This is a genomic window from Candidatus Roizmanbacteria bacterium (assembly GCA_016699265.1).
In the GTDB taxonomy this organism is placed as follows: domain Bacteria; phylum Patescibacteriota; class Microgenomatia; order UBA1406; family GWC2-37-13; genus CAZLQR01.
In genome coordinates, this window is sequence record CP064967.1 from 25637 (window position 1) to 41765 (window position 16129).

The following is a 16129-nucleotide window of genomic DNA, read 5'->3' on the forward strand; positions in this document are numbered from 1 at the left end:
AAATCTTTGTCTCTTTATTTACCCCTTGACAAAGTTCAGCACTTTCTTTTTAATGGATGTATATGATAAAAAATGGATCAAACCTAAACAAAAAGGGTTTTACCCTTATCGAGCTTTTAGTAGTTATTGGAATCTTGGCAGTGTTGCTAGCAATCACGATTATTGCTATTAACCCAGCAAGACAGTTTGCAAATGCGAACAATACGGCACGACGAAGTGCGGTTACACAGATCTTAAATGCTGTCGGAGCATATGTAGCTGAGAACCAAGGTCAGTTGCCAGCAGAAGTAACAGCATTAGTAGCTGCTACGCCAACAACCTTAAATGCTACGAACTTTCCAGCACTTTGCGCACAGTTAGTGCCAACATATATTTCGGCACTACCTACCGATCCAACTTTGAATGATGGAAATGGTATCGAGTCAGCTGACTGTGCAGCGGCAACCCCAGTATGGAACACTGGATACAGCATCTCACGCGATGCAAACAACAGAATCACTGTTGCAGCACCAAGCGCAGAGAATGCGGCTGTGATCTCGGTCACAAGATAAGTCAAACAACGTTAATTAAAAATCCTCCGACGAGTTCGGAGGATTTTTTTATATAATTAAGTCCATAGCGGACATTGTTGGTATGGTTGTATTGTGATTACGGCCATGGAGCCATGTAACTATGCAACTATGTTTCTACAGAGGTTTTGGATTACGTTATTTTTAGTCTTTATTTCTTGCTTCGGACTTAATAGTGCGGTCGATGCATTCGATCAGTCGCGCACAAATAACATGTTTGGCATTCACGTGGCAACTCCAAGTAGGGAAGAACTTGAGAATGCAGCTAAGCTGGTTAATACAAACGGAGGTAACTGGGGATATGCAACCGTCGTAATTCAGGAAAATGATAGGAATAAGCAAAAATGGCAGGAAGCATTTGATCGAATGAGAGAATTGCGGCTCATACCAATAGTCCGACTAGCTACAAAACCAATAGGAAGTACATGGGCACGTCCAAAACCCGATGAAATTAGTAACTGGGTGAATTTTTTAGACTCATTAAACTGGGTAGTAAAAGACCGATATATAGCGTTGTTTAATGAACCAAATCACGGCCAGGAATGGGAAGGGGAGGTTTCTCCTGAGGAGTTTGCAGATATTAGCCTAAGGTATATAAAAGCCTTAAAAACCTCAAATAGTGAGTATTTTACAATGCTTGGAGGGCTGGATCTCGCGGCCGCAAGCAACGGTGAGGACATGGATGAGTACGAATTTTTAAGAAGAGTCTTTATAAGTAAGCCAGAGTTGAAAGAGTCAATAGACGGTCTAAGTTCGCATTCATATCCAAATCCTGGATTCAGTGGGAGTCCAAGCGCGGTTGGGAGGCTGTCGATACATGGATATGAGTGGGAGTTGGAACTATTGAAGGAGTTGGGTGTGAAGAAAGAGCTTCCAGTTTTTATTACTGAGACCGGTTGGATTCATAGTGGAGCCGATCCTACAGGTCTTGATGAAAAATTTATAACTGCATTTTCTATATGGAAGGCCGATCCTAGAGTCAGAGCTGTTACACCTTTTATTCTAAGCTACCAAAGTGATCCATTCCTTCAATTTTCATGGCAAAAACCAAATAGCCAGGAGTTTTATTCTCATTATCATGCTGTTACCGAAATGAATAAGATCTTGGGAGATCCAGATCAGGTTCAAAAAGGCGAACTTAAGCAGACGCTTCCAAACGATCTTCTAGCCGACTCAACCTACCACTTTACTGTGAAGTTACGCAATGATGGACAGGCTGTCTGGACAAGTAAAGATGGATATGCGATGAAGTTCGCTATTCCAGAGAAGAAAGAAGGACTTGAGTATTTTTTTGGCAACTTAGACGGAATTAAGCCTGGAGATGAGCGGGAGATAGATCTATACATGAAGACCTCAGATCAAGGACATGCAAGACAAGCAGAACTAAATCTGTATAAGAACGACAGAGAGGTTCTCAAGAGCGTTAAGTGGTCGTTTAGGGTTTTACCATTGCCCAGTTTAGTTATTAAGACGTCTTTATTTCCAAGAATTCGAGCAAAAAAAGAACGAGATTTCGAACTTCAAATATTTAATAATAAGGAAGAGCTTGTATTTAAACAGAAGGGAATAAGACGAATAAACGGAGAGCTACAGGTTCCCGAAGTTAAAAATGTATACCTAAAAGGAACGTTCCGAGTTGTAATCCTGTCACAGTACTATCTTCCTAGGCAAACCTTCGTCCGTTTTGAGAAAGGATTAAATACTGCGAGTATTAAGGCAATGTTGCCGCTCGATTTCTTTCCTGACGGCACCTTCAGTTGGAGAGATATATTCGAAGTTCTTAAAAACCCACGACTACTTGGTCTTTTTCTTCCCTGAGATCCATTTGGCCTTGGTTAATATCGGCGCAAATACGTCATCTTCTATGGAGATTGAGAGACTTTTTAACTCCTCCGAAGTTGGATTGCGGCGCTGGTACCTTACAAACGATGTATCTTCAACGATGGCTATAGGAGTAGATTCGGCGCCTTCTCCCATGGCAAGAACGGTTGAAGCCCCTAGACCTTCATATATACTCGATCTAGTTACCCGCATTCGATAGTTAAAAAGATCCTTCTTTCCGACATAATTATTTAGAGCACTGAAGCCACTATAAGCGAGAGTTGTCCCTACAGTTCCCCAGCGCAGAGGTGTTGTTTTACTATCAACAATTATCACGCCTAAATTTTTAACTTTATGTTTACGAACAAGATGGCTACGAATTCCGTTTACTGTTTTCTGCATATTACGTGGCCAAAGAACGTAGAAACCATTACCATTTGACTCGTCAATACCTGCCGAAGCAATCATTGTTCCATTTTTTATCGTCAGATGAAAACCGTATTTATTTGAAGCAAGTGGAAGATAGAGATCAGCCTCTTTCTCAACAAGCGATTGTTTTTTAAGATTGCCCTTAGGAACAACCGCTCCTTCGCAGATTGAAATAATTTTTGAAGTAATTGCAACTATGGATCTTTCCTTTAGCTTTGGTACGTATCTGTCTAAAATCTTAAGTAGATCGGAGTCCTTTACGGTGATCTTATGAGTTTTGATTGGGGTTATTTTCATCTTTGAATACCTCGGTGAGATATTGTACACGGTCTTCGACATTTTCGGCTCTTGAAAAAAAACTTCCGGGGCAGATGTAGTCTGGGTGATATTTCTTGTTTTTAATAATCTCTAGCGAGTCTTTGTTAATTCCTCCATCTAGAAAAATATTATGCTTATAGCCAAGTTCTCTCAGCTGATCAATTTTATTGATCGTAAAAGGTATGAAAGGGTTTCCCTGAGGTCCAGGAATAATGCTCATTATTTGAATATTCTCAATTCTCGGAAGGTCGTAAACATGTTCTATAGTATCGATTGAATCATCTGGATTTAGAATTAAACCATAGTTATATGGTTGAGGAGGCTCTAAAAAGAGGTCAGGAGGCGGAGTTGCGCCATGATGGACGAAGATAGTAGGTATCTTTATTATTTTATTGTAAGGCTTTATTTCGTTCAAGGCTTTCTGATAGTCCGCAGTCATTAGGTGAAAGTCGAACTTAAGATCTTTGAAAGGAGTAATAGTCTCGAGAAGGGAAATAAGGGGCGGTGTAGCGAAATCAACAAATATTCCGTCCGCAAAATCAATTTGAAATCTTTGATAAAAAGGAATAAGTCTTTCAATCTGTGTGATTAAATCAGATACATTAGATACGTCAAGAGATGGGATTACCTGCATCTCTACATTGTAGCGTATATTAATTTCGTGTATATCTAAATATATGGACACAAGTCTTCCATACTATCTCGGTTTTTCTCACTTTTTAGGTATTGGACCAATTAAGTTCAATGCTCTACTTAGTAAATACGAGATAGAAGAGGCCTACAATCTATCGGAAGATGTACTGGCTGGAATTGTGGGAGCACAAACGAGTAGGAAGTTTGTACAGTTCCGAAAAGATTTTGATCCTCAAAAAAAACAAGAGGAGTTTGCGCACAGGAAAATTGAGGTTGTGAGTCGTAAAGATAGCAGATATCCAAATCAGCTAAAAGAGCTTTCAGATGCTCCAATTTGCTTATATGTAAAAGGAGATAGCCGACTTTTTACAGATGAGAGGCAATTTCATTTTGCAGTAGTTGGGACTAGGAAGGCATCGCCATATGGACTGAAAATAACAAGGGAAATCGTGCAGGATCTTTGCGGTCGCAACTCCAATATCTGTATAGTCTCGGGTCTTGCTTATGGAGTTGATGCTGTCGCGCATGAAACCACGCTTGAGTTTGGAGCAAATACAATAGCCTTTCTTGGCTGTGGAGTTAATATTATGTATCCGTATGGGAATAGACATATATATGACAAGATTATTTCAGGCGGAGGAGTAGTTGTTTCGGAATTTCCACCAGATCAGACGGTTGTCCCAGGGTTGTTTATAGCCAGAAACAGGTTAATATCCGGGCTGTCTCGAGGGGTGTTGATCGTTGAGGGAACGAAGACCTCTGGGGCGCTTATCACCGCTCGGTATGCCGCCGAGCAAGGGAAAGATGTATTTGCATTACCTGGACAGATAAATACGACCTTATCAGAGGCTCCGAACATTCTCATTAAAGAAGGAGCGATTATCGTTACCTCAACAAACGATATTGCAGATTATTACGCTTTTGGTCAGAAGGTTTTAAAAAGTGAAAGGTCCGAACTTAAGTTATCTGTGGACGAACTGGCAGTATATAGTTATTTAGAAAAGAACCCTAGGCTTATTGACGAGGTAGTACAGGAGCTTCAATACCCAGCTCAGCACATAATGACGCTTCTTTCGAGACTTGAACTCGAAGGAGTGGTGGTGCGTCGATCTGATGAGAAATACTACGTTAAGTAGGTCGGCAGAGTATAATTAGACATGGTTTTGCAAATATTTACTGACGGTGGGTCAAAAGGTAACCCAGGTCCTGCCGCAGTTGGCGTTGCCTACTTTCTAGATGGACTCAAGGTTGAGACTTACCGCGAAGACATTGGAACCGCAACTAATAATGAGGCTGAGTACACCGCGCTCATCCGCGCATTGGAGCAGCTCTTAAAAAGCTCTAAGCTAAAAGCTCTAGGCTATAAGAGTATAGCGGTTCATAGCGATTCGAGACTCATGGTGAATCAAGTAAAGGGTCTTTTTAAGGTGAATGAATCAAGAATTCGAGAGTTTATTCTTAAGATCAGATCGCTTGAGAGCGAAATAGGACTACCAATAAGCTACATAAACATTCCAAGAGAGCAGAATGCCATAGCCGATGCATTAGTTAATAATAAGTAACAACTAATTATGAACGATAGATTTGAGTTTGGAACATATTCTTTAGACCTCGAGACTCTTGAATGTTCGTTCAACTACATATCTGTACATAATGGGGTCAAACGTACCTTCGTTGAGAAGCTGATCCTTCCGTATAAGCCGAGCAGACTCAACATACCTCAAGAACTTCTTGATCGTGTACTCAAATATCTTCATCTTACGATCGGGGTAAGCTACTTCAAGATTTTTGTGCAGGACACCGTCGTCGTTCCGTACGTTTTAAGTACGGAAGAGGCTGCTTTTTTTACAATACTATATAAAAAAGGACTCGGTGAGTTCTATTACCGAAACAACCTTTCTTTGAAAAAAGCTCCAATCTTTCCATCCGATGAATCTATAAAGCGCGAACCATTTACATTAGAGAGTAGCACTGACAATATATTAGTTGGACTTGGAGGTGGGAAAGACTCGATAGTGGCTTTAGAATTACTCAAGGAGCAAGGGTTTGCTCCATCGGTTTTTATTGTTGGAGGCGAACAGGAAACTGCACTGCATAAAAGTTTGGTTGAAAAAACCAAGTCACCAGCATATCAGGTAAAGCGAATCCTTGACCAGCAATTATTCAGTCCGATACAAGACTCTTATAATGGTCACGTACCGGTTTCTGCCATCTACTCGTTGGTTGGCTATCTTCTTGCATTACTTTATCACTTTTCCTATATAGTGGTGGGAAATGAGCACAGTAGTAATTTTGGGAACATCCTATTTGAGTCAACCGAGATTAATCATCAATGGAGTAAATCAATTGAATATGAACATTTGTTTCAAGACCTTTGTCGATCATCTTTAAGTCCGAATATTGTATATTTTTCTCTTTTAAGGCCGTTTTATGAGATAAGAATCGTGGAACAGTTTATGAAATATCCAGAGTATCTACACAGTTTTACTAGTTGCAACAGAGCATTTCGTATTAAAAAACCAACTGAACAGCTGTGGTGTGGAGAGTGTCCAAAATGCGTGTTCGTATTTCTCCTATGTTCTGCATTTATGAATCCAGAACAGATAGTATCGGTCTTTGGACAGAATTTATTTGAGAAGGAAGCTTTACTGCCACTCTTTAAGGATGTTCTTGGCAACGGAACGATGAAACCCTTTGACTGTGTTGGAACCTTCGAGGAGGCTAAGGTAGCGTTTGTGATGGCAGAAAAGCACTTTGGAGACGAAAAGATATATCAATACCTCAAACCAACAATAGAGGTATCTCAGGCAGACAAGGATGTCGTTTTTCGCACCGTTATGTGCGACACCATTCCTCATCAGTTTCGTTTTAGTGGAATGAAAAATGTCTTGATAGTTGGGTATGGGAAAGAGGGTAGAGCTATTGAAGCATATCTGCGGCAGATATATCCTCAGGTAAAGTTAGAGATTGCTGATGAAAAAACTCATCCGGATAATTTTAGCAAACAAGAGCTGTTTGACATCGCATTACGAAGTCCAGGAGTACCGAAGGAAAAGGTGAAGATTCCTTCAACAACCGGTACCAATCTTTTTTTTGCACTTACGAAGAACGTAGTGGTTGGAATTACCGGAACAAAAGGAAAGAGCACCGTTACAACCTTGATCGGACACATTCTTAAAACAGCAGGTAAAAACATTAAGATTCTCGGGAATATTGGGGAACCTCTCATTGAAGAACTCTTGAAACAGCGCAGTACAGACCGCATTTATGTTGTTGAACTTTCCAGTTATCAGCTAGACGACCTCGACTTTTCGCCACATATTGCGGTGGTAACCTCCCTTTACAATGATCATCTTGATTACCATGGCAGCTCTGAGAGATATGTGGATGCAAAAAAACGAATTATTAAGTTCCAAACCAATAATGACCTTTTTATCTATAATAACTCTTTCGCGGAGCTCAAAGAATGGTCAAGGGAGACTCGAGCGAACTCAAAACCTTATGATGTTGATTTCCAATTTGATCAGAATTCGGTAAAGTTAAAAGGACCTCATAATATCGAGAATATACACGCCGCCATAACTGTGTGTCGTGCGCTAGGAGTTTCCGATGAAGATATTGCCTCTGGTCTAAAGAGCTATGTCCCACTTCCTCACAGACTCGAAAATATCGGAACGCTTAAAGGTATTACGTTTTATGACGATGCAATTGCCGTAATTCCTGAGGCGACCATCGCCGCTCTTCAGTCATTAGACAAAGTCGACACGCTTCTATTGGGAGGGACTGATAGGGGGTATGATTTCACACAGTTGGAGAAGGTTGTGAAAGAAAAAGGTGTTCGAAATCTTGTCTTGTTCCCCGATACGGGAAAGCGAATGTTTGAAAAGGATAGAGAAGACTTCAATATTTTAGAGACTGACAGTATGAAGGAGGCGGTCACGTTCGCATATCGACAAACAAAGTCTGGCGCGACTTGTTTATTATCTACAGCATCACCAAGCTATCGTCTTTGGAAGAACTTCGAAGAAAAAGGGGACGAGTTTAAGAAGTGGGTAGAGGAGTTGGGAAGAACCACATAAGACTCATTCGTCAAGCATTTTAGCGCGCCTGATATATTTCTCATCCTGCTTCATTGGGGTGTCGATAAACACATCCACAAGAGACAAAGCCTCTTCAAGAGTAAGATAATCCGAGGCAAGACAGAGCACATTCATATGGTCATTTGTTCGACCATGTTCAACCTGCTTTATAGAGTCGCATAGTCCTGCACGAACACCTTTGATTCGATTAGCTGCTACACTCATGCCAATTCCTGCTCCACATACCGCAATGCCAAAAAACTCTTCAGGTTGTTGGGCAACGGCGAGTGCTACTTTTTTTCCAAACTCAGGAAAGTTATCGAGTGGATCAAAACTGTAGTTACCCATATCCTCAACACGAACATTCTTCTCCTGAAGATACTCCATGAGTTTATTTTTCAACTCGAAACCGCGATGGTCGGCGCCTATGAAGATGGTCATACGGTTAGTATAATACACTATGGTTAAGTTAAAGATTGTATATTTTGGAACTCCGGATTTTTCCGCTGAGTTACTTAGAAAATTAGTAGAGGATAAGAATTTACCAATCGAAATTATTGGAGTGGTTACTCAGCCAGATAAGAAGGTTGGTAGAAAACAGATTTTGACCCCTTCTCCGGTTAAAAAAGTGGCAGGGGAGTATAAATTAGCATTAAATCCAGACCTTAAATCAGCAGATTTAGCCTTACTTTTTGCATATGGAGAGATTTTGCCATCAGAAATGCTGACGCTACCTCGATACGGATTTTGGAATGTGCATCCTTCACTTTTACCCCTATATAGAGGCTCTTCGCCTGTTGCAACGCCCCTTTTGAATGGTGACATTGAAACTGGAGTTACTATTATTAAAATGGATAATTTACTCGATCATGGACCGATAATTTCTCAAAAAAAATCATATATTTTTCCTTTACAACGAAGAGATCAGCTTACAGAGCGGCTTGTAGAAACTTCGTTCGAGATGCTAGGGGAGTTGTTCGGGAAATATGCGGGAAATATGGACGCAGTAGAGCTTCGGGAGCAAGATCACTCGAAGGCAACCTTCACCAAGAAGCTTACAAAGCAAGATGGATATATCGATATCAGAAATTTGAAATTAGAAATTAGAAATTCCTCTAAAAAGTTGTTTAATCTTTTTAGAGGCTTATATCCTTGGCCGGGTATCTGGACTCTCCTACCGGATAAAAAACGTCTAAAAATTACGAAAATTCATTGGGAAGACGAAAAGATCGTGATAAAAAAAGTTCAACTAGAAGGTAAGAATGAGATGGACTACGTAACTTTTTGCAGAGCCTACCCTAACGTGCTTTAAATCAAGCTCTGAAAAATGTTCCCACAAAAAATGCAAAGACAGCAGATACACTACCTAAAAGAACTACCTCACCAACAGATCTTATAATTGTATGCTTGGTAATCTTCCACCTCAGGAAACCAAGCAGAGTTAGAGCTACGAGAGTAAAGAGACATGAGCTGAAGAAGAGATTTGGTAGAGTTCTCATAAACACATAAGGTATGAGTGGAATAAAGCCAAAGGTAGTAAATGCAAAGAAGGTAGCGAGCCCAGTAAGAAAGGGATTTTCGCCTCTAGGGTCGGGTAATTCGAGTTCATGATTCATCATGAAGTCGGCGTAGTACTCAGGATTTTTTTCATACAGTGAAATTATTAGCTCAGCATCCTTAGTACCAAATCCTTTGTTCATTAATATCTCAATCGACTCCTCTCTTTCCAGCTCGGGATGATTCTTGATTTCATACATTTCTTTATTGCGTTCCATGCGATAAAGATCTTTCTCCGATCTTAGAGAGAGAAAATTACTAAGCCCCATTGATGCCCCATCGGCAGCAAGATTCGCCATTCCGAATAATAAAACGATTATGACGGGGTAGGTAGTTGATGTCTGTTGGGCGCCGGCAAAGCCTGCAACTACAGCAAAGGTTGTTACGATGCCATCACTTCCCCCGTACACAATTTCCTTTAGATAAGTTGAGAAAGCTGACAACTTATGCTCATCTTGGAGGTGTTTTTGGAGGTGGGGGCTAACCATAAATGTAATTATACCCTTCAACAATCTCAGGGCAAGCGTCAGATTTTGTTTAGAGCGATCTGATCCCTTAGGTAATTCATATACCTCTCTACTGTGAAGACGTTATGAAATGTCGCTATTGTGTAACCTAAAAGCTCCCGTTGTTTGAAGAGATGGTGTAGGTACGATTTTGTGAAATTTAAGCAAGCCCAGCAGTCACAGGTGGGGTCAATTTTCTCGAAATTGTCTCTATATATTGCCTTCTGGATATCTATCTCCCCGGTTTTATGAGTATCCCACTGATAGATTCTTCCGAGTCTCGCAATTCTTGTTGGCTCAACGCAGTCAAAAGTATCTATTCCATGAACTACGAGATCCCTAATATCATCAAGTTGACCAATACCAAGAAGGTGTACAGGCTTATCGTCCGGTAAAAATTCAGAACACCACTCTACCTGCTTTCTCATCTCTTCTTTGCTTTCTCCCACAGATACTCCTCCAATTGCGATACCGTCTACGGCCTGATTTGTAACAAATTTGGCAGATTCCTTGCGCAGATCCTCAAACTGACCGCCCTGAATTATGCCGTATAAATACTGCTTAGAACCTGTAACCTGCAACCTGTAACTTTCAACTTCTTTTATGCAGCGAAGCAGCCAGTCGTGAGTCCGATTCACAGATTTTTTTGCATACTCATGAGTTGCGTTAAGATACGTACATTCATCAAAGGCCATCATTAGATCTGCGCCAATTTCCTGTTGAAACTTTATGGATGACTCAGGTGTAAACTCAATCAAAGCACCGTCGTGTACCGATCTAAACTTGACACCGTCTTCTGAAATCTTTACCAGTAGTGGTTCCTCATTCGTGTCCCCTCTTAATTTTCCCGTTCTTCTTTCATTTTTTCCAAGAGAAAAAACCTGAAAGCCTCCAGAGTCTGACATAAGTGGAGTTGGGAGCTTTGAGTATTTGTGAATACCTCCTGCATTTTTAATAATGCTTGATCCTGGGTGGGTTACGAGGTGGTAGGTATTCACGAACATGAGTTGGACATTCATCTTTGGAATTTGTTCGGGAAGGATTCCTTTAAGGGTTCCTTTGGTAGCGCAGGGGACAAAGGTGGGCGTTTGAACCTCTCCATGTGAGGTTTGGATTGTCCCAATGCGCGCTTTCGATTTTTTTGACTTGTGATGAACGGTAAAAAACTTCGATGTAGCCATAAGAAAACATAATTATACGTTATACGAGATACGAAATACGGTATACGAAAGTGGCGAAGTTACTTATACATCGATCGGACCTGGAAGATGAAGTACCATCCGATGACTGCATTTAGGACTGCTCCAACAAGGTTTAAGGCTACGAGAGAACCTGCTACTGAAACGAGCGAAGAATAGAACAGCATGTTCCATCCAGACTTCTTTCTCTTAAATAGTCCGGGTAAAGCCAATGCTTCAAGAACTAGGGTTGCAAGACTGAAGACTGTTCCAACGGTAAAGGCTGCTGCATTTGCGCCACCGAGAACTGCAAATGGAGCTAAGAATGCTCCAAGACCGATTGCTGCGAGAAGTACTGGCAGTGCGAGAACCAAAGTTACAAGAGTGAACCAAGGTCCAAAGGTCACAATAAATTCTTTTACACCTTCGGGCAACTGAAATGGGGCCTTTTTTACAAAGTATTCGTTTAAGGTAGTTTCGAGATTTGAAAGAGACGCATTCGCTGTTGCCATTAGCATCATAGTAAATTAAGCATTAATTCTTGTCAAGAGTATTTTATAGTTCTGAGTTCCGTATAATGGTTTTATGTTCGACACTCACTGTCACCTCAATTTCGGCGCCTTCGATGGCCAAGTAGATCAGATTATTAAGGATGCCCTCAACTCAGGGATCTCTCAAATCTTAATTCCCAGTACAGATTTAACTACTGCTGATAAAGCCATTTCGGTTGCAGGTTCTTTTGAAAATATATATGTGGCCGTTGGCATACATCCACATCATGTCTTTGAGTTGAAAGCCAAAAGCGAGAAACTAAAAGTTGATCTGGAAAATATAGAACGGTTACTGGAGAACAAAAAAGTTGTTGCTGTTGGTGAAGTAGGACTGGATAGACATTACTACAAAAATACCAAGTATGGCGACTATGAAATCACTAATGAGTTTATGCGAACGCAACGAGAAGTATTCGCTCATCAGGTTGTGCTCGCAGTGCGCCATGACAAGAGTTTGATTCTTCACAATAGAGAGTCGAAGACAGAGTTTTTAGAAACGCTCCTCTCTGTCTGGGACTCCAAGCTTGAAGGAAGAACGGTTTTTCACTGCTGTGAGCCAGACGATGAACTTCTCGAGTTTGCGAAGAAACACAAGCTCTACATTGGAGTTGATGGTGACGTTACTTACAGCAAGCAAAAGCAAGAGTTTATCAAGAAAGTTCCATTAGAAATGCTTGTACTCGAGACGGATGCTCCATTTTTAAGTCCGGAACCATTCAGATCAATGCCGAGAGAAACACGAGGGCCAAATGTTCCAGCAAATCTCAGGCTTATTGCTGAGTTTGTAGCGAAGTTAAAAGATCTGCCCACCGATCAGTTGGCTCAAATAACGACTGCCAACGCTCAAAGGCTTTTTGGCCTAGCGTAGCTAGTTTTTTCTCCTCAGTTACAATCTTCTTAAGAACATCAGCAATATTTCGTGGATTCTCAGGGTCCACAAATATGGCTGTGTCTCCGGCGGTTTCATGAAAGATATCTATATCGGATAATATTGACGACGTCTTTTGAGAGGCGGCCTCAACATAAGAAAATCCAAGTCCTTCTTCTCGAGAAACGAGTATGTTTGCTACAGAGTTTTTATATAAAATCTTCAGATCCTCGTCAGAAACAAATCCAGGGAAGATAAATCTTTTATCGTTTTTCGCTAAGTTCATAAATTCGTGAAACTCCTTTGTCCAGCTGTTTAGAGGAACTTCGTCTATGAAGGTCTTCCCAACAAAGACACAGGTTGCATCCGCCATCTGTACTGCTTTAGCAAGATTTACGAGATTCTTGTTCCAGGTAACGTCGCCGACATAGATGAAGTATTTGGTATTTGGCATTTGGTATTTAGTATTTTCCGTAGCCTGGGAGGAGAAGGTTTTAGGCAGTGTGGGGAATACTACTCGGACTCCGTTCTTGCGAAGGGGTAGCTGTTTGAGGATGTTTTTCTGACTGACTTCTGAGTCGGTTACAATCAGGTCGTAATTTTTTAAAGAACGTTTATTTTTCCATACATTTATCGCTCCCCTTACTCCTATGGGGAAATGTTTGGGAAATTGAAGGGGAATTACATCGTGGATTACGCCAATCTGTATTTTGGCAAGGCGCTTATTAACTACGGGTGTTTGAACGAGGTTTATAAAAGGATTAATAAATACTGAGTCGTATGGGATTTTAGATGTGTCTGAGGTAAAAACAACGTCTTTAGGAAGGGTCTCTTTCAGTGTCTGCACAAACCTTCCGATGCCTCGTACTTTGCTTTGGGAATCGGTAGCTGTTGGGTCGTAGATAAAGGTGTCCATGTATTTCATTGTACCACTTGTTGATTTTGAAGCTATTTTTGATATAATCATTCCTTAAAATATTCATATGGCAGCAGAAAGTCAACCAATACAACGAGAACCATTGCGAGTTACGCCGGACCAACTCATCGATTCAAATCAATCTCCTATTTCGAATGAGCGAATAGCAGCTTATAAATCTGCGAAAGATGATGGTAAGCTAGTTCTATTCAAACTATGTGCAGATGCTCGGTCTGGTCCTTCTCTTTTTAACTTCGATGCTGCAGCGGTTGATAGATCGATTGCTGCAAGTGTAAGTCCAACAGAATATGGAGATGCAATACGACATCATGGAGTCGGTGCTATTGTTATTGCGCCACACTTCGACGGGATTAAGTCCGAAGACCAAGGATTCTTTAATGGGTGTGGAGGTCAGGACGCATTTAGAACTATGCATAATCACGAACCAAATATGGACGGTATCCCAGACCCTGATGTGGCCCATTACCTAAGACAGAATATTTCGAGTGAGAATCCTTTCGTTCAGGCTTTTCGACTCAAGGATCAAGTAATGCGGCAGTTTCTCATACAGGGAGAAGATCATTATAAGCCAATCATGTTAGGTGCGATCGATCACAGAACGGGATTGTTTATTCCAGTTTGGTTTAGCGGTCGAGATGATCGTGGAAGATATGTTACGACGAGTACTTTGCAAAGTCATCATATACAAAACCCAGAATATATCACTCCAGAAAATGTTCTTCAGTTTGATCCGGAGGAGCTTCCTGAAATATTCAGAGAGGTGCTTGAAAGTAATAGGCGGTTTGTTGCCAGTCGCCCTGAACTGAAAGAGACTCAGAGAGTACAAAACCCAGACGTTATTGTTGTTACTACGGCCCTTATGCCTCTCCGCAATAGATATGCAAATCTTTTTGATACTCCAAATACGGTATTTGTTGTTGGGGCGCCGGCAAGCGCCAATGCAGTGGGAAATGGAGAATTGCATGTCACCGATCCTGGACTCATTCTCGACCAGGTTTCCTACCCTGTTGAACATGCTGTCTCAGCGTATGATGTAGACTCTCCATTTAAAGACACGAGAACCATCATATTTGAAACAGGCGCGATGGCAGAGTCCGTAATACTTGCAGATGAATTCGTAAAAAGACCATGGGCACAAGACTGGCTCAATGAAGGTGGAAGCATGATCATAGCCGAAACAAAATCTGCAGTTACTACCAAAGCCTTCGTACTTCAATCCTAATACTTACTATGCCAAAAACTCATCTACAACACTCAGAGGTAAGAAGCTGGATTAAAAAAAATACCTATTCGATTAAACCTTCAAAGAAATTCATATCCCGTTGCATCGATGGAAGGTATGAGAATGCTCCCGATCTCCCCGCTTTAGCTATTCCAGGTGGCGATGCAGGACAGCTCGCTATTTTGTTTGCAACTGCGAATAGACACAAGATAAAGCTCGACTATATGAAGTCGTGGAAAGCTATCTGTAAGGTGGTTGGCGGAAAGCAAAATATACGTTTCCACACAGACTCACATGCTCCAAAGAAGAAAATCGCGGGTGGTTGTGGTCATATTAAGCTGAAGAGTTTGAATCCAAAACTTTATGGATTGAAGACGAGTCAGGTCACTTTTATAAAAAAGTGTTGCAAAGAAGCACTGTCAAAACATAAGTTTATCCAAGTAAAGTTAAATGGAGACCATAAAGAAGGAGCGGTCTTGACCATCAATGGGAACTATGGGGTATACCCCCAATTTAAGGGTAAACAATTATTTATTGTTCATCTGTCCCTCATTAATAGCAGGCATAAAGAATTAGCAAAAGTTCTCGTGAAAACAAAGGCGGTACAACTTCATGCGGGACAAACAGTGAAGTACTTACATAAGGCACTCGACGAGACTCATGGAAAACATCTGATGCTCACTGCTAAGGCGCTTGCGAACGGACTACCCATTTTTAATGTCACTTTCAAAACAAGATCTTCGTTTAAGGTTGAAAAGGCAGGAAAAGTAGCATAGAATCGCTCCTGAATGAAAAGAAGAGATAGAGATCTAGAATTTTTGAACGAAATTGGTACCCTGAGATTTATAAAACGCTCATGGATCCAGTTTTTGAGATCGGATGTTGCAAGTATTTCTGAGCACATGTTTCGTATGGCATGGATCGCTCTCGTAATTGCAAAGCACGAGAAGGTAAAGGACACGGGTAAGATTTTGAAGATGGTCTTAGTTCACGATATAACCGAGAGTAGAACGGGCGATCCACATTATGTGTCTAGACAGTATGTGAAGATCGACGAGGAGCTAGCGATCGATGATATGCTCGAAGGCACGGCTCTGAAGGACGAGTTTAAGGCACTGTGGAAGGAGTATGAGGAGAGAAAAAGCATTGAGTCGAAGATTGTAAAGGATGCAGACAACCTTGATGTAGATATGGAACTCAGAGATTATGCGGGTAGAGATAAACAGTTATATACTAAGTGGCGGCCAACACGAACTGCGGTATATAAGCGTTTGTTTACTAAGACCGCAAAGCGTCTGTGGAAAGAAATTCATACTTCAAATCCACATGACTGGCATATTAACGGGAGAAATCGATTAGTTGCAGGAGACTGGTCCACTAAAAAGCAAAAGTAATTTCTAGTTCTTAGTACTTAGTTCTTAACCAATTAAAAATTTGTAATTAAAAATTAAAACTTGAATA

General features: G+C 41.0%; 17 protein-coding genes. 10 read left to right on the top strand and 7 right to left on the bottom strand.

What is annotated here, in order from left to right; all coding sequences use genetic code 11:
- Positions 1 to 62 precede the first annotated feature (62 nt).
- Positions 63 to 551 carry a prepilin-type N-terminal cleavage/methylation domain-containing protein gene (locus tag IPH70_00155; GenBank protein ID QQR63941.1) on the top strand — a complete coding sequence of 163 codons (489 nt, stop codon included), beginning with the start codon at positions 63 to 65 and terminating at the stop codon, positions 549 to 551.
- Between the two features lie 105 nt (positions 552 to 656).
- Positions 657 to 2387 (top strand): hypothetical protein, encoded by a 1731-nt coding sequence (locus IPH70_00160; GenBank protein ID QQR63942.1) that lies wholly within the window; start codon positions 657 to 659, stop codon positions 2385 to 2387.
- Here the strand turns inward: IPH70_00160 and IPH70_00165 are convergent.
- Positions 2364 to 3116 carry a coenzyme F420-0:L-glutamate ligase gene (locus IPH70_00165; GenBank protein ID QQR63943.1) on the bottom strand — a complete coding sequence of 251 codons (753 nt, stop codon included), beginning with the start codon at positions 3114 to 3116 and terminating at the stop codon, positions 2364 to 2366. The genes IPH70_00160 and IPH70_00165 overlap by 24 nt on opposite strands.
- Entirely contained in the window at positions 3088 to 3771 is a 684-nt protein-coding gene (locus IPH70_00170; protein QQR63944.1) for a hypothetical protein, read from the bottom strand. Before IPH70_00170 ends, IPH70_00165 begins: the two co-directional genes overlap by 29 nt.
- Before the next feature lie 43 nt (positions 3772 to 3814).
- Between IPH70_00170 and dprA the strand changes: the two genes are divergently transcribed.
- From dprA to murD, 3 genes are read left to right on the top strand one after another with little or no spacing between them, the layout of a single operon-like run.
- Entirely contained in the window at positions 3815 to 4906 is a 1092-nt protein-coding gene (gene dprA / locus IPH70_00175) for a DNA-protecting protein DprA (GenBank protein ID QQR63945.1), read from the top strand.
- A 21-nt stretch (positions 4907 to 4927) separates the two neighbouring features.
- A complete protein-coding gene (locus tag IPH70_00180; protein ID QQR63946.1) occupies positions 4928 to 5332 on the top strand; it encodes a ribonuclease HI family protein in 405 nt (134 codons plus the stop codon).
- Between the two features lie 9 nt (positions 5333 to 5341).
- Positions 5342 to 7849, top strand: a complete 2508-nt coding sequence (gene murD / locus IPH70_00185; protein ID QQR63947.1) for a UDP-N-acetylmuramoyl-L-alanine--D-glutamate ligase — start codon at positions 5342 to 5344, stop codon at positions 7847 to 7849.
- A 3-nt stretch (positions 7850 to 7852) separates the two neighbouring features.
- Here murD and IPH70_00190 read toward each other — a convergent pair whose 3' ends face one another.
- On the bottom strand, positions 7853 to 8290 hold the full coding sequence (locus tag IPH70_00190; protein QQR63948.1) for an RpiB/LacA/LacB family sugar-phosphate isomerase: 438 nt from the start codon (positions 8288 to 8290) through the stop codon (positions 7853 to 7855).
- 19 nt (positions 8291 to 8309) lie between these two features.
- On the opposite strand from IPH70_00190, the gene IPH70_00195 reads away from it, so the two are divergent.
- A complete protein-coding gene (locus tag IPH70_00195; GenBank protein ID QQR63949.1) occupies positions 8310 to 9161 on the top strand; it encodes a methionyl-tRNA formyltransferase in 852 nt (283 codons plus the stop codon).
- A gap of 1 nt (position 9162) precedes the next feature.
- Here IPH70_00195 and IPH70_00200 read toward each other — a convergent pair whose 3' ends face one another.
- Genes IPH70_00200 through IPH70_00210 form a run of 3 tightly spaced genes read right to left on the bottom strand, consistent with a single transcriptional unit; the run spans position 9163 to position 11602 of the window.
- Positions 9163 to 9894: a VIT1/CCC1 transporter family protein gene (locus IPH70_00200; protein ID QQR63950.1), complete on the bottom strand. Its 732-nt coding sequence runs from the start codon at positions 9892 to 9894 to the stop codon at positions 9163 to 9165.
- Between the two features lie 38 nt (positions 9895 to 9932).
- The gene (tgt, locus tag IPH70_00205) at positions 9933 to 11093 is read right to left on the bottom strand and encodes a tRNA guanosine(34) transglycosylase Tgt (protein QQR63951.1); all 1161 of its coding nucleotides are present in this window, start codon (positions 11091 to 11093) and stop codon (positions 9933 to 9935) included.
- Between the two features lie 59 nt (positions 11094 to 11152).
- Entirely contained in the window at positions 11153 to 11602 is a 450-nt protein-coding gene (locus tag IPH70_00210; GenBank protein ID QQR63952.1) for a chromate transporter, read from the bottom strand.
- A 73-nt stretch (positions 11603 to 11675) separates the two neighbouring features.
- Between IPH70_00210 and IPH70_00215 the strand changes: the two genes are divergently transcribed.
- Positions 11676 to 12509: a TatD family hydrolase gene (locus IPH70_00215; protein ID QQR63953.1), complete on the top strand. Its 834-nt coding sequence runs from the start codon at positions 11676 to 11678 to the stop codon at positions 12507 to 12509.
- On the opposite strand, the gene IPH70_00220 is transcribed toward IPH70_00215, so the two are convergent.
- Positions 12412 to 13476 (bottom strand): glycosyltransferase, encoded by a 1065-nt coding sequence (locus tag IPH70_00220; protein ID QQR63954.1) that lies wholly within the window; start codon positions 13474 to 13476, stop codon positions 12412 to 12414. The genes IPH70_00215 and IPH70_00220 overlap by 98 nt on opposite strands.
- A gap of 16 nt (positions 13477 to 13492) precedes the next feature.
- On the opposite strand from IPH70_00220, the gene IPH70_00225 reads away from it, so the two are divergent.
- Genes IPH70_00225 through IPH70_00235 form a run of 3 tightly spaced genes read left to right on the top strand, consistent with a single transcriptional unit; the run spans position 13493 to position 16062 of the window.
- The gene (locus IPH70_00225; protein QQR63955.1) at positions 13493 to 14668 is read left to right on the top strand and encodes a hypothetical protein; all 1176 of its coding nucleotides are present in this window, start codon (positions 13493 to 13495) and stop codon (positions 14666 to 14668) included.
- 8 nt (positions 14669 to 14676) lie between these two features.
- The gene (locus IPH70_00230; GenBank protein QQR63956.1) at positions 14677 to 15444 is read left to right on the top strand and encodes a hypothetical protein; all 768 of its coding nucleotides are present in this window, start codon (positions 14677 to 14679) and stop codon (positions 15442 to 15444) included.
- A gap of 12 nt (positions 15445 to 15456) precedes the next feature.
- Positions 15457 to 16062, top strand: a complete 606-nt coding sequence (locus IPH70_00235; GenBank protein ID QQR63957.1) for an HD domain-containing protein — start codon at positions 15457 to 15459, stop codon at positions 16060 to 16062.
- Positions 16063 to 16129 lie beyond the last annotated feature (67 nt).